The organism is Microbacterium sp. 22215 (genome assembly GCF_052045655.1).
In the GTDB taxonomy this organism is placed as follows: domain Bacteria; phylum Actinomycetota; class Actinomycetes; order Actinomycetales; family Microbacteriaceae; genus Microbacterium; species Microbacterium phyllosphaerae.
On the sequence record NZ_JBQEPC010000006.1, the window covers coordinates 70352 to 90310 of the forward strand.

At 66.6% G+C, this 19959-nt stretch carries 18 protein-coding genes; 2 read left to right on the forward strand and 16 right to left on the reverse strand.

Annotated features, from left to right (window positions below; all coding sequences use genetic code 11):
* Nucleotides 1-15: 15 nt before the first annotated feature.
* The 8 genes from ACTJKH_RS11590 to ACTJKH_RS11625 all read right to left on the reverse strand — a co-directional run bounded on the left by ACTJKH_RS11590 (nucleotide 16) and on the right by ACTJKH_RS11625 (nucleotide 7991).
* Nucleotides 16-1548, reverse strand: a complete 1533-nt coding sequence (locus ACTJKH_RS11590; protein ID WP_440737048.1) for a glycoside hydrolase family 43 protein — start codon at nucleotides 1546-1548, stop codon at nucleotides 16-18.
* The gene (locus tag ACTJKH_RS11595; RefSeq protein ID WP_440737049.1) at nucleotides 1545-2462 is read right to left on the reverse strand and encodes a carbohydrate ABC transporter permease; all 918 of its coding nucleotides are present in this window, start codon (nucleotides 2460-2462) and stop codon (nucleotides 1545-1547) included. Before ACTJKH_RS11595 ends, ACTJKH_RS11590 begins: the two co-directional genes overlap by 4 nt.
* 4 nt (nucleotides 2463-2466) lie before the next feature.
* On the reverse strand, nucleotides 2467-3318 hold the full coding sequence (locus tag ACTJKH_RS11600) for a carbohydrate ABC transporter permease (protein WP_440737050.1): 852 nt from the start codon (nucleotides 3316-3318) through the stop codon (nucleotides 2467-2469).
* A 78-nt stretch (nucleotides 3319-3396) separates the two neighbouring features.
* Nucleotides 3397-4674, reverse strand: coding sequence for an extracellular solute-binding protein (locus tag ACTJKH_RS11605; protein ID WP_440737051.1), 1278 nt, complete (start codon nucleotides 4672-4674; stop codon nucleotides 3397-3399).
* Nucleotides 4675-4794: 120 nt separating this feature from the next.
* Nucleotides 4795-5901: a LacI family DNA-binding transcriptional regulator gene (locus tag ACTJKH_RS11610; protein ID WP_440737052.1), complete on the reverse strand. Its 1107-nt coding sequence runs from the start codon at nucleotides 5899-5901 to the stop codon at nucleotides 4795-4797.
* A gap of 129 nt (nucleotides 5902-6030) precedes the next feature.
* Entirely contained in the window at nucleotides 6031-6477 is a 447-nt protein-coding gene (locus ACTJKH_RS11615; protein WP_440737053.1) for an acyl-CoA thioesterase, read from the reverse strand.
* Complete coding sequence (locus tag ACTJKH_RS11620; RefSeq protein WP_440737054.1) at nucleotides 6474-7571, reverse strand: transaldolase family protein; 1098 nt, start codon at nucleotides 7569-7571, stop codon at nucleotides 6474-6476. The genes ACTJKH_RS11615 and ACTJKH_RS11620 overlap by 4 nt, the downstream gene beginning before the upstream one ends.
* A 12-nt stretch (nucleotides 7572-7583) precedes the next feature.
* Nucleotides 7584-7991, reverse strand: a complete 408-nt coding sequence (locus tag ACTJKH_RS11625; RefSeq protein ID WP_440737055.1) for a tautomerase family protein — start codon at nucleotides 7989-7991, stop codon at nucleotides 7584-7586.
* 180 nt (nucleotides 7992-8171) lie between these two features.
* Between ACTJKH_RS11625 and ACTJKH_RS11630 the strand changes: the two genes are divergently transcribed.
* On the forward strand, nucleotides 8172-9620 hold the full coding sequence (locus tag ACTJKH_RS11630) for a sugar porter family MFS transporter (RefSeq protein ID WP_440737056.1): 1449 nt from the start codon (nucleotides 8172-8174) through the stop codon (nucleotides 9618-9620).
* Between the two features lie 177 nt (nucleotides 9621-9797).
* Here the strand turns inward: ACTJKH_RS11630 and ACTJKH_RS11635 are convergent, their stop codons facing one another.
* The 8 genes from ACTJKH_RS11635 to iolC all read right to left on the reverse strand — a co-directional run bounded on the left by ACTJKH_RS11635 (nucleotide 9798) and on the right by iolC (nucleotide 19021).
* On the reverse strand, nucleotides 9798-10664 hold the full coding sequence (locus tag ACTJKH_RS11635) for a sugar phosphate isomerase/epimerase family protein (protein WP_440737057.1): 867 nt from the start codon (nucleotides 10662-10664) through the stop codon (nucleotides 9798-9800).
* 15 nt (nucleotides 10665-10679) lie between these two features.
* Nucleotides 10680-11693, reverse strand: coding sequence for a Gfo/Idh/MocA family oxidoreductase (locus tag ACTJKH_RS11640; RefSeq protein WP_440737058.1), 1014 nt, complete (start codon nucleotides 11691-11693; stop codon nucleotides 10680-10682).
* Nucleotides 11694-11718: 25 nt separating this feature from the next.
* Complete coding sequence (locus ACTJKH_RS11645) at nucleotides 11719-12663, reverse strand: sugar phosphate isomerase/epimerase family protein (protein ID WP_440737059.1); 945 nt, start codon at nucleotides 12661-12663, stop codon at nucleotides 11719-11721.
* 37 nt (nucleotides 12664-12700) lie between these two features.
* The gene (gene iolD, locus ACTJKH_RS11650) at nucleotides 12701-14614 is read right to left on the reverse strand and encodes a 3D-(3,5/4)-trihydroxycyclohexane-1,2-dione acylhydrolase (decyclizing) (protein WP_440737060.1); all 1914 of its coding nucleotides are present in this window, start codon (nucleotides 14612-14614) and stop codon (nucleotides 12701-12703) included.
* A complete protein-coding gene (gene iolB, locus ACTJKH_RS11655) occupies nucleotides 14614-15549 on the reverse strand; it encodes a 5-deoxy-glucuronate isomerase (protein WP_440737061.1) in 936 nt (311 codons plus the stop codon). The genes iolD and iolB overlap by 1 nt, the downstream gene beginning before the upstream one ends.
* Nucleotides 15550-15611: 62 nt before the next feature.
* Nucleotides 15612-17129 (reverse strand): CoA-acylating methylmalonate-semialdehyde dehydrogenase, encoded by a 1518-nt coding sequence (locus tag ACTJKH_RS11660; RefSeq protein WP_440737062.1) that lies wholly within the window; start codon nucleotides 17127-17129, stop codon nucleotides 15612-15614.
* A gap of 24 nt (nucleotides 17130-17153) precedes the next feature.
* Complete coding sequence (locus ACTJKH_RS11665; protein ID WP_440737063.1) at nucleotides 17154-18068, reverse strand: class I fructose-bisphosphate aldolase; 915 nt, start codon at nucleotides 18066-18068, stop codon at nucleotides 17154-17156.
* Nucleotides 18068-19021 carry a 5-dehydro-2-deoxygluconokinase gene (iolC, locus tag ACTJKH_RS11670; RefSeq protein WP_440737064.1) on the reverse strand — a complete coding sequence of 318 codons (954 nt, stop codon included), beginning with the start codon at nucleotides 19019-19021 and terminating at the stop codon, nucleotides 18068-18070. Before iolC ends, ACTJKH_RS11665 begins: the two co-directional genes overlap by 1 nt.
* 162 nt (nucleotides 19022-19183) lie before the next feature.
* Between iolC and ACTJKH_RS11675 the strand changes: the two genes are divergently transcribed.
* The gene (locus ACTJKH_RS11675; RefSeq protein WP_440737065.1) at nucleotides 19184-19945 is read left to right on the forward strand and encodes a GntR family transcriptional regulator; all 762 of its coding nucleotides are present in this window, start codon (nucleotides 19184-19186) and stop codon (nucleotides 19943-19945) included.
* Nucleotides 19946-19959: the final 14 nt, after the last annotated feature.

Sequence of the window (19959 nt, forward strand, 5' to 3'; positions counted from 1 at the left end):
TCCGCGGCAGCAGCCTCAGTCCCGCTCGTCCGACGCGGATTCACGCGCGGTGTAGACGACGCTCCTGACCCGAAACGCTCCGGAGACCGCTCTCACCCCGACGACGCGACCGGTGAACCCTCCAGCGACTTCCGTCGAGAGATATCGCCCGTCGAAACGCCCCAGCTCGTATTCGACTCCGGCCTGCACCAGCCCGAGGACCACGTCATCCGGCCCGCCCGTCCGGGAGTCGGTCGTCCTCACACACAGAACCACCGGCGCCGACGCGTCGAGGAGGAGCGGTTCGCCGAGACGATGCTCGACAGGACCTATGCGTAGGATCCCCACCGCCTTGCCGGATTCGGCTCTGACCTCCGCCCAGTGGTCGTCGTCGATCCGCAGGACCGCCGCGGCCTCGCCCCGAATGTCATCGACGGCAGCATCGAACCTCCACCATTCGTCCGTGACGCGCGTCACGACAGCGGTCAGCGAGCGAGTCGGCCCAGCCACCTCGACCACGTCGACACCACCATCGTCTCGTGGGAGCAGTTGGGATTCGCGGGCGAGCCCCGGTGAGATCCATCGCGGGTGCAACGGGGCCTCGAGGGTGTCGGTGAAGGACCGGTCCGGAGCATCGAGCTCGTAGCGATCGACCTCGATCACCGGCCACCCGTCACTCCAGGTCACTCCGGCGAGGAAAGTCTCTCGCCCGTTGACGTGGAACATCGGCGTCACACCCCGCGGGCGCACACCCAGGTAGACCGCCGCCCACTCCCCGTCGGGCTTCTCGACGAGGTCGACATGGCCGGTGTTCTGCACGGCGTGAGAAGTGCTCCGGTGCGAGAAGATCGGGTTCTCTGAGGAGGAGACGAACGGACCACGGGGAGAGCGCGAGCGCGCGACCGAGACTCCGTGCCCCCGCTCTGTACCGCCCTCAGCGATGACCAGATACCACCAGTGATCGTGCTGATAGAGGTGAGGCGCTTCGGGGAACGCGAGTCCTGTCCCCCGCCACAGCACGTGCGGACCCTCGAGGATGTCTCCGGTAGCCAGGTCCACACGCGCCTGCGCGATGCCCGGCATGTCGGGATCGGTCGAGCAATAGGTGACGTAGCAGTCATCGCCATCCCAGGCGATGTCGGGATCGATGCCCACCAGCCCTTCGATGCGTTGCAGCGACGACCACGGCCCCGCCGGATCGGTGGCCGACGTGATCACCTGTCCCGCCGAGGCCGACACGTCGGTGGTGATGATCCAGAACCGCCCGTCGTGGTGGCGGATCGTCGGCGCGTAGATCCCCCCTCCCGGACTGGCGTGCCCCGGGACCCAGTTCTGCTCGGGGGTGAAGGCGTTGCCGATCAGGCTCCACCGCTCCAGATCTCGACTGCGCCACACCGGCACGCCGGGCGAGTACTCGAAAGATGAGTTCACCAAGAAGTACTCGTCGCCTGCGCGACAGATGCTCGGATCGGGATGGAAACCGGCGATGATCGGTTCCCGACTCGCCGCGAAGCGCACGGGTTCGCGCACGTCGCCACGAGTGGTCGTGGTGTCGAGGTTCGTGTTCACTTGATTCCCGTCATGGCGATGCCCTGGATGAAGTACTTCTGCAGAGCGATGAACATCAGCAGGACGGGCGTGATCACCAGCACGGATCCCGCGAGGAGAACTCCGTAGTTGGTGGCGTTCTGTCCCACCGAATAGAGCGAGAGCGCCACCGGAAGGGTGTACATGCGCTCGCTCTGCGCCACGACGAGCGGCCACAGGAAGTTGTTCCAGGATCCGAGGAAGGTCAGGATCGCGAGCGTCGCCAGCGCAGGCTTGCACAACGGCAGCACGATCGTCGCGAAGATGCGCATCTCTCCCGCGCCGTCGATGCGCGCAGCCTCGATCAGTGAATCGGGGATCTCCCCGATGAACTGACGCATCAGGAAGACACCGAGCGGACCTGCCAGGAACGGCAGGATCAGGGCGGGATAGGTACTCACCAGTCCGAGGTTGCTGATGACGACGAACAGCGGGATGAACGTCACCACACCGGGCACCATGAGCGTGACGAGGACGAGGACGAAGAGCGCACTCTTGCCCGGGAACTGCAGCTTTGCCAGAGCGTAGCCGACCATCGAGCAGAAGAGCAGCGTGCCGAGAACCGTGAAGCCGGCGACGACAACGCTGTTGAAGAAGAAGGTGCCGAAATCGAGCTTCGTGAACCAGGTGACGAAGTTGTCCCAGGTGAAGGACTCCGGCCACCAGGTGGGTGGACGACGCACCAACTCCTGCTGCGTCTTGACCGATCCCAGGTACATCCAGACGAACGGGGCCATCGTCACCAGCACGGCCAGCGTCAGCACCACGTACACGACGATGCGCGCCGAGGAGCGGGGGCGACGCTTGCGCGCACGGGAAGAGGCGGACTCATCCGGTCTGCCATGGGTCGAAGCGGTCGCCACGGTCGTGGCGGCGGCGGAGATCTGCGTGCTCATGGCATCAGGCTTTCGAACGGAAGAATCGGAACTGGAAGAGGCTCAGCAGGGCGATCGCGATGAAGAGCACATAGCTTGCGGCCGATGCAGTGCCGTAGTTGCCGAAGCCGAACTGGTTGAACGTGAAGTAGCTGATCGACAGTGTCGAGCTGAGCGGTCCGCCCTTGGTCATCACGAACGGCTCTTCGAAGAACTGGAGGAACCCAACTGAGAGCAGGATCGCTCCGAGCAGGAGCGTCGGGCGGAGCATCGGAAGCGTGATCCGTGCGAAACGCTGCCAGGCCCCTGCGCCGTCCACCTCGGCGGCCTCGAGCACATCCTGCGGGATGTTCTGCAGCCCGGCCAGGAAGATGATCATCAGCGTCCCCATGTTGCGCCACACCGCCATCATGATGAGCGAAGGCATCGCCCAGATGGGGTCGTTGAGCCAGTTGGGCCCCTCGATCCCGACACCGGCGAGCAGGATGTTCAGCAGACCGTCTGGCTGCAGGATGAATCGCCAGACGACGGCGACGGCGACGATGCTCGTCACGACGGGTGCGTAGAAACCGACTCGGAAAGCGGTGCGGAATCGGGTGATGCCGTTGTTCAGGGCGACAGCCAGCGCCAGCGCCACGATCATCGTCAGGGGGATGCCGATGCCGACGAAATACGCCGTGTTCCACATCGAGCGCGTGAACTGCGGGTTCTGGAACAGCTCGACGTACTGACCGAGCCCCACGAAGTCGACCGCGAAAGGGTCGCCGATGTCACGGCTGGTGAAGTCCGTGAACGACATCACGAACGACGAGAGGAGCGGGTAGAGCATGAAGAGGGCGAAGCTCGCGATGAAAGGCAGCGCGAACAGATAGGCCACCCAGGTCGTGCGGTTCCGCGTTCCCGCAGGACCACCGCCGCCGNGCCGCGGCGGCTCGTGGAGAGATCACGCTCATCGTCAGTCGCCGAGTCCCAAGCTGTCGGCCTCAGCCTGGATGGCCGCCAGACCATCCTTCGCGGAGATCACTCCGAGCATGATCTGCTCGATCTGCGTGTCCGCCGCCGAGGAGACCTCGGGCCAGACGGTCAGCGATGGCGCGGTCCGGGTGCTCTGCAGCTGTTCGCCGAAGGTCACAGTCATCGGGTTATCGGAGAGTGCGGGGTCTTCCCACGCGGACTGCTGAGAGGGCAGACCGTTCACCGTCTCGTACCACTTGACCTGCACATCGGGTTCGATGAGCCACTGGATGAGCTTCCAGGCGGCATCCGGATTCTTCGAGTTCTTGAAGACCGCGAGGTTGCCACCGGCCGAGAACGAGGTCGACTCCCCCGTCGCGGACGCGGGGATGCGCGCGACGGAGTACTTGTCAGCGAAGTCCGGGCCTCCGGCATCGAGCACACCCGGCACGTCCCACGGGCCGCTGATGAACATCGGCGTGGAACCGTCGACGAAGCGGGATACCTGCGAGCCGCTCTCGTTGTCAGGGTTCGGGTCGGCGATGCCCTCGTCGAAGAAGCTGCGCACGTACTCGAGTCCCGCGGCGTTCTCTTCGGTATCGATCGTCCACTCGGTCTGATCGTCGTTCATGATCTCGCCACCGTTGGACCACATGAACGGGAGGTTGCCGATGAACGAGTTCCATCCCGCTGCCGGGAGGGTCACGCCGTAATCGGCGCCGTTGTCCTGGTAGGCCTTGGCGAGTGACTTGAACCCGTCCCAGTCCGTGGGGAACTCCGAGATTCCGGCTTGCTTCATCAGGTCGGTGCGGTAGAACAGCGCACGCGTCTCGACGTACCAGGGCACTCCGAACTGCGTGCCCCCGAGATCGGTGGTCTGGAGGGCGACGGGGAAGATGTCGCTCGTATCGATCTCGGCGGGGGTGGGCAGCAGCGCCTGACGGAACGAAGCCATCCAGTCGGAGCCGAGCATGCCGATGTCGGGCGTCGTGTTGCCCGCGACCGCGGTCTGGTACTTGTTCTGCGCGGAATCCCACGGAACCGCCGTGACCTCGATGTTGACATCAGGGTTAGCCGCTTCGAAGGGGGCCAGGAACTTCTTCAGCGCCTCCCCCTCCGTGCCCTGCGCCCAGATCGTCAGATCTCCGGTCGCGGGACCGTCGGTCAGCTCGACCGCTTCCTCCTGCGGCTTCGCGTCATCAGTTCGGCCGCAGCCGGAGAGTGCGACAGCCGCGACTGCGGCGAGTGCGACGACAAGTGTCGCTTTAGTTCGGATCATCTTCGTTCCTACTCATGTCGAACGACGGCAGGGGCCGCCTTGAACGGGTTGAGTCAAAATCTAAGCGCATAACATCCGTTACGCAAGAGAATCTTCGCTCGTTCGGCTGACGCCTCGGATTCAGGCGAGCGGTGCACCCTCGCAGCCGCAGGATTCCCCGAGCCATACGGCGGAGGGAAGAGTCGCGTGGTGGTCCGCCGCAACATCTCCGTTCAGCGCCTCGAGCAGGATCCGCACAGCTACGCGCCCCACCGCCTCCATGGGCTGCCGGACGGTCGTCAGCGTGAGCGCGCCGAATCGCCCCGCCATGACTCCGTCGAACCCGGTCACCGCGATGTGACGCGGGACCCTCAACCCTTCTTCCCGCAGGACGCGGATGGCGACGAGCGCCTCCTGGTCGGTCGAGCAGACGAAGACGTCAGGCCTGTCCTCCCGGGCCAGCGCGGCGCGCACAGCGGCCTCGGTGGAGACATCGTCGCCCGGATGACTGTCCGTCACAGGAGGCACGGGCAGTCCGGCATCACCGACGACCCGGGCGAACGCCTCGTAGCGCGCCTCGAACTCGGGGGTGCTGAGGGCACCGACGTACCAGGGCCGACGGTAGCCGTGGACCGTGAGGAGATGCTCGACGAGCTCCACCATCGCCGTCCGTTGATCGACGAAGACCGTGTGCATCCCCGTGCGGCGAACGGCACCCCCCAACTCCACGACCGGCAGCCGTGCACTGATCTGCGCCAGCGAATCAGCAGGCGCAGCCCCGGCGAAAGCGATCAGGCCGTCGACCCGCCCGGCGACATCCACCACGTCGGGCAGATCCGTCGGGCTGCCGGCACCCAGCATCAGGGCGTACCCCTGTGCACGGCACTCGAGTTGCACCCCGCGCTGCACCTCGTCGGCGTAGAGGGGGAAGAGTCGACCGTCCGGAACTGCCAACGCATGCGCGACGAGATCGTCGCTGGAGCCCGCGCGGAGACTCGGTTCCAGGAGGTAATCGAACGAGTAGAGTCCGAGCGCGCCGGTCTTGCCCCGGGCGAGACCGCGGGCACTGGCGCTCGGCACATATCCCAGCTGCTCGGCCGCCTTCAACACGGCCAGACGCGTCTCGTTCTTGACGCGCTCCGGGCGGGAGAACGAGAACGAGACGGTGGCGGTGGAGACTCCGGCCAGCCGGGCGACGTCGTACACCGTCGGTCGCTTGGCGGCAGTATCGCGGGGTCGATCGCTCATCTCTCGACACAGAGTACAGGCGATCCCCAATACTCCGTGGCGAGCAGGACCGCCGAGCAGGCCCTGGAGCGCACCAGCGCATCCGCGTCTCGGCGTCGGAGACCATCTGCAGTCCAGCCCGTCGTGAGTTCACTGGGGATCACGGCCGGAGGATGATCCCCCCGACAGCCGATCCCGCTTATAGGTGATCTCGGTGTGGCCGTGCGGTTGCGGAAGACCGTCCACCCCCAGGCTGACGAAGACGATCCGCTCGATCGCGAGGATCTGTCGCCGGCTGACCATGTTCCGCACCTCGGCGCGCATCGAGAGCGAGGTGCGACCGAACGCGGTGGCCCGGATGCCGAGCTCGATCAGATCGCCCTGGGCGGCTGAACTCACGAAGTCGATCTCGGACATGTATTTCGTCACGGCCCGTGGGTTGCCGAGTTGCAGGATCGCGTAGATCGCTGCTTCTTCGTCGATCCACCTCAGCAGACTGCCGCCGAAGAGTGTTCCGTGCGCATTGAGGTCTTCCGGCCGCACCCACCGGCGCGACCGGAAGGAGACTCCGTCAACGGGCTCAGCTGCTGCGGTCATACCGCCGGGACGAGCACATCGCGCACGAGAGCATCGAGCTGGGCGGCCGCATCCAGGAACTGCCGCAGAGTATTGCGTGCGGCACCGAAGTCCGCGAACTCCTCGTGCGTCAGGCCATAGGGTTCGTAGGCCCGGACGAACTCCGGCAGAGCGAGCAGGGCATCGAGGATGATCGGATCGACGGGCATCGAGATCCGATCGGCCACCGGCAGGTGGTTCTCGTTGATTCGCGCCTGCCAGTCGAACGGTGGCGAGATGACGAGGTCCCCCCCGACGAGCTCCGACCACTGCAGCGAATTGCGGAAGGCCGCCGAGAGGATGCGGCTGCGATATCCGCGCTCGGTGAAGATCACGTGCGCGCGCTTGAGGGCGGCCACTCCCGCCCACTCGAGGGCACCGGGTGCGACGAGAATGCGGTTCTTCGCGCTCCATGTCTTGAGCCAGTCATCCAGACGGCCTCCCATGATGGTCACGACGTGACCGAACTCCCGATCAGGAAGACCCTCCGCCGCTCGCCGGTCGAGCGCGCGTTCCAACGCTTCGCCGACAGCGACCGCCTGCGCGACGGTGAACGACAACGTCGCGTTGATGCTGACCCCGCGGTACGCCGCCTCCTCCATCGCCGCGACGCCGGTCGCCGTCGCGGGGATCTTCACGATGATGTTCGGCGCGAGCTGCGAGAACTCCTCCGCCTGGGCGACGAGCGCATCGCGGTCGCGGTGCAGGCGGGGGTCGGTCTGGATGGAGAGTCGTCCATTGCGTCCACCGGATGCCTCGAAGGCGGGGAGCAGCTGAGCGGCCGCGGCGATCGACAGTTCCCGCACCGCTTCCCACCCCAGCTCGGATTCGCCCCAGGTGGGATGCTCGTCGGCGAGGGCCTGCAGACGCGGCGTCCACACGTCGGGATGGGTGCGGATCGCGGTCAACGCGATCACCGGGTTGCAGGTGGCACCGACCGCGCCGAACTCGATCGAGCGACGCAGTTCCTCAGGGTCTGCTGAGTCATTCCAGAGGGCGGTGGGGTAGCCGGCGACTGCGCGAGCGAGCGGGAGATCGGATGCGGTGGCGTTCATGGCTGATGCGATGGTGCTCATGTCGTCGCCCCCTCAGACGCTCGGCTGTGCGGCGGGAACGTCGAGTTCGCCGGTCAGATACTGGGCTCGACCGAACCCGAAGGACCAGTCCTGCGGGCCGTTCTCGACGTATCCGATGAACACGTCCTCTCCGGAGACGCCGACGGCAGCCAGTCGCTCGGCGATCTCGGCGTACAGGGCCTGCTTGGTCTCGTCGCTGCGACCGCGCTGCGTGAAGATCTGGATGATGACAGGGTCCACCCTGTCGAATCCGAGACCCGCATCTTCGGCGACGATGCTCGATGCCCCTCGAGCGGTGATGACCTGGAACCGGTCCCGCTGCGGGATGCCGTAGATCGCGACGATAGCGTCGTGAATCGCCGCGGCGATCTGTGTCGAGTTCGTGCGGGCGTCGCTGTGGTCGATGCGAACGAGTGGCATGCGGTCTCCTTGGTCAACTTTGTTCTAACATTCTTACATCGTCTCTTGGGGATGTCAACGAGGCTTGCACTGATCGAAAATGTCATGCAAGAATGTCTTTACATGGCTTTGCCCAGGTGAACCGTGTCCCAAGACGCCGCCGCACCCGCGGACGGCGGATCCACGCAAAGGAGCGTCCTCGTGTCGAATTCCCGCATCACCAGGCCATCGCCGGTGGCCTCTGGGAAGCCCGGTTCTCGCGGCTTCCTCGCCCGCCTGACGGTGATCTCCACCCTGGGCGGTCTGCTCTTCGGGTACGACACCGGGGTGATCTCCGGCGCCCTGCTCTACATGCGCGACGACCTCGCGATGTCGACGGGTGAAGAGGCGTGGGTCGTGAGCTCGCTCCTGTTCCCGGGCGCCGCGTTCGGTGCCCTCCTCGGCGGTCGCATCGCGGATGCCCTCGGCCGCAAACGCAGCCTTCTCGTCTGTGCCGTGATCTTCCTGATCGGTGCGATCGCCTGTGCGATCGCACCCAACGTGGCGATCATGGTCATCGCCCGCATCTTCCTCGGCTTCGGCGTGGGAGCGGCAGCGGTGGCCTGCCCGCTGTACCTGGCCGAGATGGCGCCGGCCGACAAGCGCGGACGCATGGTGACGATCAACGAGCTGATGATCGTCACCGGACAGCTGCTCGCTTTCGCGATCAACGCGCTGCTCGCCGTGCTCATCAGCGACACTCACGTGTGGCGCATCATGCTCGCAGTGGCCTCCGTTCCCGCTTTCATCCTCCTCGTCGGCATGCTGGTGCTGCCCGAGTCTCCTCGCTGGTTCGGTGCCCGCGGACGCCTCGACGAAGCGCGTGCCGTGCTCAGCCGCAGCCGCACCCCCGAAGAGGTCGAGACCGAACTCGCCGAGATCGAGAAGAACTCCCGCTCCGAGGGCGACCAGCGGCGTCATGCGTGGCGCGCGCTGCGCGACAATCGCTGGATGCGACGGCTGCTGTACGTCGGATTCGGACTCGCTGCGGTCCAGCAGGCGACGGGGATCAACACGGTCAACTACTACGCTCCCAGCATCCTGAAGCAGACGGGACTCGGTGACCAGGCCGCCCTGATCGCCACGATCGGCGTCGGGCTCACCAGCGTGACCATGACCGTCGTCGGGATCTGGTTGATCGGCTTCGTCGGGCGTCGCAGGATGCTCGCGATCGGGTTCAGCGGTGTGGTCGGCTCACAGATCGTGCTCGCACTGGTCTTCCTGCTCCCTCACTCGGACGCCGTGAGCTACCTGATCCTCGCCGCGATGATGTTGTTCGTGGCCTTCGTGCAGGGTTTCATCGGCACGGTCGTGTGGCTGCTGCTGAGCGAGATCTTCCCGCTCGCCATCCGCGGGCTCGCGATGGGTCTCGCCGTGTTCGTGCTCTGGACGGTCAACGCGCTGATCTCCTTCGTCTTCCCGCAGATCGTCGAAGGCATCGGCTCGACCTGGACCTTCGCCCTGTTCGCGGCTGTCAACGCCGTATCGCTCTGGTTCGTCCTGACCCAGGTTCCTGAGACCAAGGGACGCTCGCTGGAGACCTTGGAAGACGACTTCCGCACCCAGGCCATCCGCACGATCCCCCGGCGGGACCGCCTCGGCGCGCGCTGAGTTCACCCGAAGAAGGGGGCGTCGTCGACTGATCGACGACGCCCCCTTCTTCGGGTCCCTGTGCGCTGCGTCCGTGGAGCACGGCAGCCCCGCGCCACCACGGCGAAGACCCCGAGCACGCGAAAGCCCCCGGCCTGAGTGGCCGGGGGCTTTCGGGCGCGTGGCGCGTGATCCGGATCAGCCGATCAGCTCACGCAGCGTCTGCAGCTGGAAGCGCGACACCTCGTCGGCCCGCTCGTCCTCGGCGAAGACGTTCGAGACGACGAGAGCGTCGGGACGATCGAGGTATCCCGTGTCCTTCAGCGTCGTGAACAGCTCCACCCAGTCCACATCGCCATCCCCGATCCGCAGGTGCTGATGCACCCGCGCGGCGTTGCCCGGGGGGTTCGAGATGTAGCGGAGTCCGTGCGAACGGTGGTGGTCGAAGGTGTCCGCGGTGTAGACGGCCCCCAGACGCTCACCGATCTCGGGAAGCAGCGTCGTCGCGCGGTCACCGTAGTGGAAGGTGTGCGAGGCGACGTAGACGAAGCCCACGGCCGAGGAGTTCAGCCCACGGATGACACGCCACGCCTCCAGCCCGTCCTCGACGAAGTCGTCGGGGTGCGGGTCGATGTTGAACTGCACGCCCTCACGCTCGAGGATCGGCAGCAGCTCCTCCATCGAACGGTAGAACGCATCCTCGCTCTCCTCCTGGCGCTCGGGGCGCCCGGAGAACTCGGTGTTCAGGACGGGAGCCTCCAGCGCGACGGCGAGCTCGATGATCCGCCGCAGGTTGCGCACCGCGGCGACCCGCTCCGCCTCGACCGGCGACGAGATCCGCTGCACAGGCAGCAGAGCGGGAATCGTCACGCCGGCGTCTGCCGCGCGCTTCTTCAGCGCGGCGACCAGGGCGTCATCCGCCTTCGGATGCCGGAAGAACGGCGCGAAGTCGGCGTGCGGCGTGAGGTGCAGATACTCGTACCCGAGACGTGCGGCGACGTCGGGGAAATCCAGCAGCGAGTGATCGTGGTGGTACGGCGTGGGGTCCAGAGCGATGCGAACCATGTGTCGTCTCCTGACTCAGGCGTAGAACGCGGGGCGCTCGGCGGTCTCGACCGGAACGATACCGCCATCCAGGGCCTTGACACCCGCCTCGCACGCGAGCGCGACCAGGTAGCCGTCCCACGCGTTCGGGCCGTCCACGAGCCGACCGTCCTTCACGGCGTCGACCCAGCGCTGGATCTGGCGGTCGTACGCCGTCGCGAAGCGCGTGGTGAAGCTCACGTGGTCGTTGATGATGAACTGCCCGTCCCGCCACTGCTGCAGACCGGAGGGCTGCCCGATGCGAGCAATCCCCTTCTCGAACACGGCCTCAGTGCCCACCTGGTAGCCGAACTGCACGCTCACGTTCATCTCGACGTCGACGAGCACGCCGTTCTCGAGCTCCATGATCACGAGGATGGGCTCACGCAGGTGCTCGGGGGTGAGGGTGTTGCGTCGGGGGAACTTGATCTCCACCGACTTCACGCTGGAACCTGCCAGCCACGGGATGACGTCGAACTCGTGCACGACCGAGTCCGTGATGAGCATCGTCTGGGTGTAGCTGTCGGGAACGGACGGGTTGCGGTGCACACCGCGCACCATCACCAGGTCGCCCGCGTCACCCGAGGCGATCAGGTCACGTAGTGCCGCGTACTCTGGGTCGAAGCGGCGCGTGAAGCCGATCTGGATGTGCGGCCTGTCGAGCTTCTGCTCGAGTTCGAGCACCTCGCGCGAGGTCGCCGAGTCGGGAGTGAGCGGCTTCTCACAGAGGATCGGCAGACCCGCCTCGAGCGCCGGCACCAGCACGGGTTTGTGGAACTGCCCCGGCGTCGCGATCAGCACGGCGTCGACCGCGTTCGCGGCGATCGCGTCTTCCACACGGCTGAATGCCGCAGCGCCGGGTGCGTTCGACAGCGCCGCAGCGGCGCGTCCGGCATCCGGCTCGATGATCGCCGAGACGACGGCTCCCGAGATGCGGTGGGTGATGCGTGTGATGTGGTCGGCGCCCATGAGGCCGGCGCCGACGACGCCGATGCGAAGGTCAGTGGTCATGATTCAGTACTCCAGAGAAGAGAGGTCAGTGGATGCGGGCGAGGTGCGTGCAACCGAAGATGTGCTCGCGCGTGCGCTTCGCGATCGGGAACGGGTAGTCGACGTCGCAGCCGTACATGTCCTGCTCGACGATGGCGAAGATATCGGAGTCGATCTTGGCGACCGCTTCGATGATCGGGGCGAGGTCCGGCACGCCATGCGGCGGCTCGATCATGATGCCCTGGGTCACGGCATCCGCGAACGGCACGTCGTTCTTGAGCACGTCGAAGAGCAGCGAGGTGTCGACCTGCTTCAGGTGCAGGTAGCCGATCCGCTCGGGGCGCTCCTCGATGAGCTTGACGTTGTCGCCGCCGTAGTAGGCGAAATGACCGGTGTCGAGGCAGAGGTTCGTGTAGCGCTGATCGGTCTCGTCGAGGAAGCGGACGACTTCGCGCGTGGTGCCGATGTGGCTGTCGGCGTGCGAGTGGAACTGCTGCTTCACACCGAACTCCTCGAGCAGCGCCTTGCCGAGTCGGTCGTGACCGGCGGCGAGCTTCCTCCACTGCTCGTCGGAGAGCGTGCGGGACTCGAGCACCTCGCTGGTGGCGTCGCTGCGCCAGAGGTCGGGGATCACGACGAGGTGCTCGGCGCCGAGCTTCGATGCGAGACCCGCGACTGCGAGTGCCTGATCCCAGGCGCGCTGCCACTGGTCCTCCCCCTTGTGGAAGCCCGTGAAGACGGTTCCCGCCGAGAGCTTCAGGCCGCGCGATCCGAGCTCGTCCTCGAGCTGGTGGGGATCGGTGGGGAGGTAGCCGTACGGTCCGAGCTCGATCCAGGAGTATCCCGAGGCGACGACCTCGTCGAGGAATCGCTGCCAGGGCACCTGCTTCGGGTCGTCGGGAAACCAGACGCCCCACGAGTCGGGGGCGGTGCCGATGCGCAGGCCGGCGGGGTTCTCGCCCGAAGTGGGCGTTGCGAGGGGGGTGGTCATGTCAGCCTCCGTGGGGTCTGAGTTAGAGATCGTGGATTCAACCGAGGAGCGGACGCTGGCGCGCCTGCTGCTCGAGGTACTCGGTGCGGGCGTGCTGGGTGCTGGCGAGGGTCGACACCTCTGGCACGGGTACGTCCCACCACCCGGCACCGTCCGGCGCGTAGATGAGCGGATCACTGTTGATGTGGATGAACGTCGAGGCCGTCGAGGCCTTGGCTGTGGCGATCGCGGCGGAGAGATCGTCGATCGCCGACGCTCCGGGTTCGATTTCGATCACATCGAGGCCATAGCTTCGGGCGTTGGCGGCGAGGTCGACGGGCAGGATCTGCTCGCCCTGGAAGTTGCGGGCCCCCGGGTCGTACTCGCGATACCAGGTGCCGAACCTCTCGGACCCGACGCTCTCCGACAGGTGCCCGATCGATGCGTAGCCGTGGTTCTGGATCAGCACGAAGATCACCTTGATGCCTTCGGCGACCGCCGTCACGAGCTCGGTGTTCAGCATCAGGTACGAACCGTCTCCGACCATGACGATCACATCGCGGTCGTCGCCGTCGGCGAGCAGTCCTCGCTTCGCGCCGATGCCGCCGGCGATCTCGTAACCCATGCACGAGAACGCGTACTCGACGTGATATCCGAGCGGGTCCCGTACGCGCCACAGCTTGTGCAGATCTCCAGGCAGGGATCCCGCAGCCTGGATGATGACGTCTTCGGGGGCGGATGCCGCCTGTACGGCACCGATGATCTCGGGCTGACCGGGCAGCGCGAGGCCCGACGGGGCGAACGCCGCGTCGACGCTCGCATCCCAGGCGGCCTTCTCGCGGGTGATCCGCTCGGTGTGCTCGGACGTGATCTCCCACCCCTCGAGTTCGATCGAGAGCTCTGCGAGCGCCTCGCGAGCATCCGCGATGACCGGTAGTTGCGAGCCGTGCTTGTACGCGTCGAACGAGGCGATGTTGATGTTGACGAACACCACGTCGGGGTTCTGGAAAGCGGTGCGCGATGCGGTCGTGAAATCGCTGTAGCGCGTACCGATGCCGATCACGACGTCGGCCTCGGCCGCGATGCGGTTGGCGGCGAGCGTGCCAGTCGCACCGACCCCGCCGAGGTACTGGGGGTGATCCCAGGCGAGCACTCCTCCACCTGCCTGCGAAGTACCCACCGGGATGCCGGTCGCCTCGACGAGCGTGCGCAGCTGGTCTTCGGCACCGGAGTACAGCACGCCGCCCCCGGCGACGATGAATGGCCGCTTCGCACCGCGGATCGCGGCGACGGCGCGAGCCAGGGCCGCGCGCTCCGGCAGCGGACGCCGCACGTGCCATTCGCGATCCTGAAGGAACTCGAGCGGTACCTCGATGCGCTCGGCCTGCACGTCTTCGGGCAACGCGATCGTGACCGCGCCCGTCTCGACGGGGTCGGTCAGCACGCGCATCGCGCCGAGCGCGATGGAGTACAGCTGCTCGGGGCGCTGCACACGGTCGAAGAAGGTCGACAGCGGGCGGAAGGCGTCCGTCACCTGGATGCCCGGGTCGTGAGGGTGCTCCAGCTGCTGCAGCACCGGGTCGGATACGCGCGTGGCGAAGGTGTCGCTCGGCAGCAGCAGGGCGGGAAGCCGGTTCGACGTAGCGAGTGCCGCGGCCGTGAGCATGTTCGCGGCACCGGGTCCGACCGATGCGGCGGAGGCGAGCGTGCCCCGGCGGCGGTGCATGCGCGCGTAGCCCACAGCCTGGTGCACCATGGCCTGCTCGTTGCGCGCCTGGTAGTACGGCATCAGATCGGGCTGTTCGACGTTCGCCTGCTTGAGCGCCTGACCGATGCCTGCCACGTTGCCGTGTCCGAAGATGCCGAACATGCCGGCGACGGTGCGCTCGCGGATGTCGCCGTCGACCGTCCACTGGTGTGCGAGGAACTCGACCAGCGCCTGGCTGACCGTCATCGTCTTCGTGTTCGCCATCAGCGCTGGCCTTCCTCGTCGTTCTCGGTCACATCGTTGTCGTACGGGAGTCGGGAGTCGAACTCCTGCCCCTCCCAGGTGTCGCGGACCCAGGCATGCGCGGGGTCGTCGCTGATCAGCCAGGTGCGCTCGGGATCGGGACCGGCCATCACGTTGAGGTAGTAGAGGTCGTAGCCGGGAGCGGCGACGGCGGGCCCGTGGTAGCCGTAGGGCACCAGAGCGATGTCGCCGGTTGCGACCATGGCATTGATGTCGATCTCGCCCGCCGGCGATGAGTAGGTGCTGAACATCCCGAACGCACCGTCCGCGGCGGCCGGGTTGCCACCGACCCTGGCGGGCGCGGATTCGAAGTAGTAGATCTCCTCGAGTCGGGACTCGTGATCGGGGTGATGCTCGTCGTGCTTGTGCGGGGGGTATGACGACCAGTTCTCGGCCGGCGTGATGACCTCGCACACGATCAGCCGTGCCGCGTCGAGCGCCTGCGGGGTGCCGAAGTTGTGCACCTGGCGGCTCGACCGGCCGGCACCGCGCAGTTCCACGGGTGTCTCGTCCGCGGCGATGTACTGCCACGTGCGCCGCTCGCTCGTCGGCGCCTCGGTCACCGCGACGCGGCCTTCGCCGGTGATCGTCGCTGTCGTGCCGATCGAGAGGTAGAGCACGTCGGTGGGTCCGTCGAAGACAGAGGCGCGACCGTGCAACCGCGTGTGCCATTCTCCGGGGTGATGGTGGTGAGCGACGCGGAACGAACCGGCGAGGGGCACGATGATGCGCTCCACGTCGGTGGCCTCGAGCTCGAGGGCGTCGCCGTCCGACAGCTCGGCGACACGGATACCGGTGTGCTCCCATCCGGGCAGGGAGGCGTCGACGACGCTCTGCCAGCCGTCGCGCGCGAGCGTGCCCCGGCGGTGGAACCAGCGATCTTCTGTGGTGCTCATCTTCGTGCTCTCAGAGGAATGGATGCCGCCCCGCTCCCCCGCGGGGCGGCATCCGGATGGTGTCAGTCGTTCTGCGGGAATCCGAGGTTGATCCCACCGTGGGTGGCCGGATCGAGCCACCGGCTCGTGATGGCCTTCTCCCGTGTGAAGAAGTCGAACCCGTGCACACCGTACGCCTTGGCGTCGCCGAACAGCGAGGACTTCCAGCCGCCGAAGGAGTGGTACGCGACCGGGACGGGGATCGGCACGTTGATGCCGATCATCCCCACCTCCACCTCGCTCTGGAAGCGCCGAGCGGCGCCGCCGTCGTTCGTGAAGATCGCGGTGCCGTTGCCGAACTGACCGGAGTTGATCAGATCGAGTCCTTCCTGGAACGTCTTCACCCGGACGATCGAGAGCACCGGGCCGAAGATCTCCTCCTGGTAGGCGCGCGAGGTCGTCGGGATCTCGTCGATCAGCGTCGGGCCGAAGAAGAAGCCGTCCTCGTGCCCGTCGATGGTCAGGCCTCGGCCATCGACGACGATCTTGGCGCCGTCCGCCTCAGCGATGTCGACGTAGGACGACACCTTGTCGCGGTGCACCTCGGAGATCAGCGGTCCCATGTCGGGCTCGACGCCGTCCTGGCCGGCGCCGTTGCCGATGCGCAGCTTCGCGATCCGCTCGGAGATCTTCGCGATGAGTTCGTCGGCGACGGGCTCGACGGCGATCGCCACCGAGATCGCCATGCAGCGCTCGCCCGCCGCACCGTAGCCGGCGTTGACCGCCTGGTCGGCGACCAGGTCGAGGTCGGCATCGGGCAGCACGAGCATGTGGTTCTTCGCCCCGCCGAGCGCCTGCACGCGCTTGCCGTTGCGCGATGCCGTCTCGTAGATGTACTGCGCGATCGGAGTGGATCCCACGAAGGAGATCGACTGCACGATCGGGCTGTGCAGGAGTCCGTCGACTGCGAGCTTGTCGCCCTGCAGCACGGTGAAGACGCCGTCGGGAAGCCCGGCTTCCTTCCACAGCTCCGCGAGCCAGAGCGCGGCGGACGGGTCTTTCTCGCTGGGCTTGAGCACCACGGCGTTGCCGGCGGCGATCGCGATCGGCACGAACCAGAGCGGCACCATCACCGGGAAGTTGAAGGGCGAGACCACACCGACCACGCCGAGCGGCTGCTTGAGCGAGTAGACGTCGATGCCGGTCGAGGCGTTCTCGCTGAAGGCGCCCTTGATCAGGTGCGGGAACCCGGTGGCGAGTTCGACGACCTCCTGGCCGCGCAGGATCTCTCCGAGTGCATCCGAGACGACCTTGCCGTGTTCGGCGGTGACGATCTGCGCGAGTTCGCCCTTGCGGGAGTTCAGCAGCTCACGGAACGCGAACAGCACCGTCTGGCGCTTGGCGATCGAGTAGGTCTTCCACACTCGGTAACCGCGCTCTGCCGAAGCGATCGCGGCGTCGATCTCGTCCTGGTCGGCGAGAGCGACGTGCGCCGACACGGCTCCGGTCGCGGGGTTGTAGACGGGCGCGGTGCGGCCGCTCTTCGACGGGCTCTCAGCGCCGTCGATCCAGTGCGGAATGGTTCGGATTACAGAGGTCATCAGGATTCCTTCGGGAGATGCGGTTCAACGGGTGGAGGCGACGGATGCGCCGCGGACGAGACCGGCAGCGGCGTCGACAGCACCGGCCACGTCGCCGTCCGGCGGATAGAGGAGTGTGCGGCCGACGGTGAGTCCACGCACCCCGGGGAGCGCGAGCGCGTCTTCCCAGGCGGCGAACGTCTCGTCGGGATCGGCGCCGGAGTCACCTCCGAGGAGGAGCGTCGGCATGGTGGTCGCGGCCATGACGCGCTCCATGTCTTCGACCACGGGCAGCTTCATCCAGGTGTAGGCCGAGGATGCTCCGAGTCCCGCTGCGATCGCAATCGACAGGATCACGGCGTCGGTGGACAGATCGTTGACGACACGTCCATCGACCCAGCGGCTGAGGAACGGCTCGAGCATGATCGGAAGCTGCGCCTCGGCGGCGGCGGTCACCGCTTCGGCCGTGGCCTGCAGCGTGGGCGCCGTACCCGGATCGTCGAGGTTGATCCGCACGAGCGTCTTGGCGAAGTCGGCGCCGATGGCAGAGAGCTCGTCCACGGTGTAGGCACCGTAACGGTCGTCCATCTCGAACGACGCGCCGCGCAGGCCACCGCGGTTCATCGACCCGACCACGATCTTGTCGTCGAGAAGGCCCAGTCCGGCCAGGTCGTCGATGATGTCCGGTGTGCCGAGCACTCCGTCGACGCCGGGACGCCGCAGGGCGGTGGCGAGCCGGTCAAGCAAGTCGTAGCGATCGGCCATCGCCATCGGATCGGATCCGACTGCGAGAGCGCCACGAGCCGGGTGATCGGCGGCCACGATGAACAGCTTGCCATCGGCGCCGAGCAGGTCACGGCGCGGCCTGGCTCGCAGGCGCTCGCCGATGCGCACGGGATCGGCGGCACGCAGATCGCGGAGGCGGGCAAAGTCGTCTTCGGAGAGGGTGATGCCGGTCATCAGCGGGCTCCTTCGAGTCGTTCCTGCACCTCTGCCGTCGTGGGCATGGCGGTCGAGCATTCGAGGCGGGAGGCCACGATGGCCCCTGCCACGTTGGCGAAGCGGAGAATCTCCTCGAGCCCCCAGCCGGCCAGCAGTCCGTGGCAGAGGGCCCCGCCGAAGGCATCGCCGGCACCGAGGCCGTTGACGACATCGACGAAATGCGGAGGGACCTCGACGACCTCGTCCGCCGTCTTGGCGAGTACACCCTTGGGGCCCTGCTTCACGATCGCCAGGCGCACTCCGCGCTCGAGCAGGGCGTCGGCGGCGCGCAGCGGCTCGGTCTCCCCCACCGCGACCTCGCACTCCTCACGGTTGCCCACGGCGACGGTGACATGCTCGAGAGCACGGCCGACCTGCGTGGTCGCCTCGGCGGGATCGGCCCAGAACATCGGCCGGTAGTCGAGATCGAGCACGGTGTGCTCGGCGCGGCCACGGATCGCCCAGGCGTCGAAGTGGGTCTGTCGGCTCGGCTCCTGCGAGAGTCCGGTCACGGTGGACCAGAGCACTCCCGCTCCGCGCACGGCACCCGCGTCGAGCTGATCGGCGGTGATGTTGAGGTCGGGTGCTTTCGGCTCCCGGTAGAAGTACAGCGGGAAGTCATCCGGCGGGAAGATCTCGCAGAAGGTGACCGGAGTCTTCATGTCCGGGTCGACAAGAACCGCCGAGTCGTCGACGCCGAGGCGGCGGAGCTCGCGGTGCAGATACCGCCCGAACGGATCGTCGCCCGTGCGGGAGACGAGTTGCACGGCCCGTCCGTACCGGGCGGCGGCGACGGCGACGTTTGCTGCACTGCCGCCGAGGTACTTGCCGAAGGTGGCGACATCTTCCAGGCCGACTCCGCTCTCGAGCGGGTAGATGTCGACTCCGAGGCGGCCGATGGCGACGACGTCGGGAATGTTCTCTCCGGTCATACTCCTGTGTACAACTTTCCTGATCGGGGCGGACTAACTATGTCCTAACAATAACACAAGGATGGTTCTGTGCAAGGAAGAGATCACGGATCGTCGCTTCCAAGAGAAGTGACAAACCCTCCAGGACGTAATATTGTCGGGACAAACAAGGGAGATCACCGGATGGCGACCACGGACGGCGTATGGCCGGACCACCTGTTCCTCGACCTCGACCGGACAGGCCCGATCCCGCTCTACTTCCAGGTCTCCAGCCGACTCGAAGCAGCCATCCGTTCGGGAGAGATCCCCCAGGGTGCCCGCCTCGAGAACGAGATCGCCATCGGTGAGCGACTCGGCCTCTCCCGCCCGACCGTGCGCCGCGCGATCCAGGAGCTGGTCGACCGCGGGCTGCTCGTCCGCCGCCGCGGGATCGGCACACAAGTCGTGCAAGGGCAGGTCACTCGCCAGGTCGAGCTGACCAGCCTGTTCGACGACCTGCAGAGCACGAAGCACAGCCCCGGAACGACCGTTCTGGTGCACGAGGTCGCCCTGGCTCCCGAGAATGTGGCCGAGCATCTCAGCATCCCCGTCGGTGCGGAGGTGCTGCACATCCGACGCCGCCGCACCTCCGACGGCAACCCAGTCGCAATCCTGGAGAACTGGTTCCCCGCCGACATCGCGGAGATCACCCGCGAGCAGCTCGAGGATCAGGGCCTCTACCAGTTGCTGCGAGGCCGCGGAGTGACGATCCGTGTCGCGAAGCAGCGCATCGGGGCGCGGAGAGCCCACGACGACGAGGGCAAACTCCTCGAGATCGATCGCGACGGCCCCGTGCTCCAGATGGAGCGCACCTCCTTCGATGGCGCTGGCCGGGCGATCGAGTTCGGAGTACACATCTATCGTCCCGACCTCTACAGCTTCGAGACCACGCTCGTCGCGAAGTAGACGCCCGCTCGACC

What these genes read in the sequence shown, in the direction of transcription:
- ACTJKH_RS11595 (WP_440737049.1), bottom strand. Translation starts at nt 2,462, where the DNA reads ATGAGCACGCAGATCTCCGCCGCCGCCACGACCGTGGCGACCGCTTCG.
- ACTJKH_RS11605 (WP_440737051.1), bottom strand. Translation starts at nt 4,674, where the DNA reads ATGATCCGAACTAAAGCGACACTTGTCGTCGCACTCGCCGCAGTCGCG.
- ACTJKH_RS11610 (WP_440737052.1), bottom strand. Translation starts at nt 5,901, where the DNA reads ATGAGCGATCGACCCCGCGATACTGCCGCCAAGCGACCGACGGTGTAC.
- ACTJKH_RS11615 (WP_440737053.1), bottom strand. Translation starts at nt 6,477, where the DNA reads ATGACCGCAGCAGCTGAGCCCGTTGACGGAGTCTCCTTCCGGTCGCGC.
- ACTJKH_RS11620 (WP_440737054.1), bottom strand. Translation starts at nt 7,571, where the DNA reads ATGAGCACCATCGCATCAGCCATGAACGCCACCGCATCCGATCTCCCG.
- ACTJKH_RS11625 (WP_440737055.1), bottom strand. Translation starts at nt 7,991, where the DNA reads ATGCCACTCGTTCGCATCGACCACAGCGACGCCCGCACGAACTCGACA.
- ACTJKH_RS11635 (WP_440737057.1), bottom strand. Translation starts at nt 10,664, where the DNA reads ATGGTTCGCATCGCTCTGGACCCCACGCCGTACCACCACGATCACTCG.
- ACTJKH_RS11640 (WP_440737058.1), bottom strand. Translation starts at nt 11,693, where the DNA reads ATGACCACTGACCTTCGCATCGGCGTCGTCGGCGCCGGCCTCATGGGC.
- ACTJKH_RS11645 (WP_440737059.1), bottom strand. Translation starts at nt 12,663, where the DNA reads ATGACCACCCCCCTCGCAACGCCCACTTCGGGCGAGAACCCCGCCGGC.
- iolD (WP_440737060.1), bottom strand. Translation starts at nt 14,614, where the DNA reads ATGGCGAACACGAAGACGATGACGGTCAGCCAGGCGCTGGTCGAGTTC.
- iolB (WP_440737061.1), bottom strand. Translation starts at nt 15,549, where the DNA reads ATGAGCACCACAGAAGATCGCTGGTTCCACCGCCGGGGCACGCTCGCG.
- ACTJKH_RS11660 (WP_440737062.1), bottom strand. Translation starts at nt 17,129, where the DNA reads ATGACCTCTGTAATCCGAACCATTCCGCACTGGATCGACGGCGCTGAG.
- ACTJKH_RS11665 (WP_440737063.1), bottom strand. Translation starts at nt 18,068, where the DNA reads ATGACCGGCATCACCCTCTCCGAAGACGACTTTGCCCGCCTCCGCGAT.
- iolC (WP_440737064.1), bottom strand. Translation starts at nt 19,021, where the DNA reads ATGACCGGAGAGAACATTCCCGACGTCGTCGCCATCGGCCGCCTCGGA.
- ACTJKH_RS11675 (WP_440737065.1), top strand. Translation starts at nt 19,184, where the DNA reads ATGGCGACCACGGACGGCGTATGGCCGGACCACCTGTTCCTCGACCTC.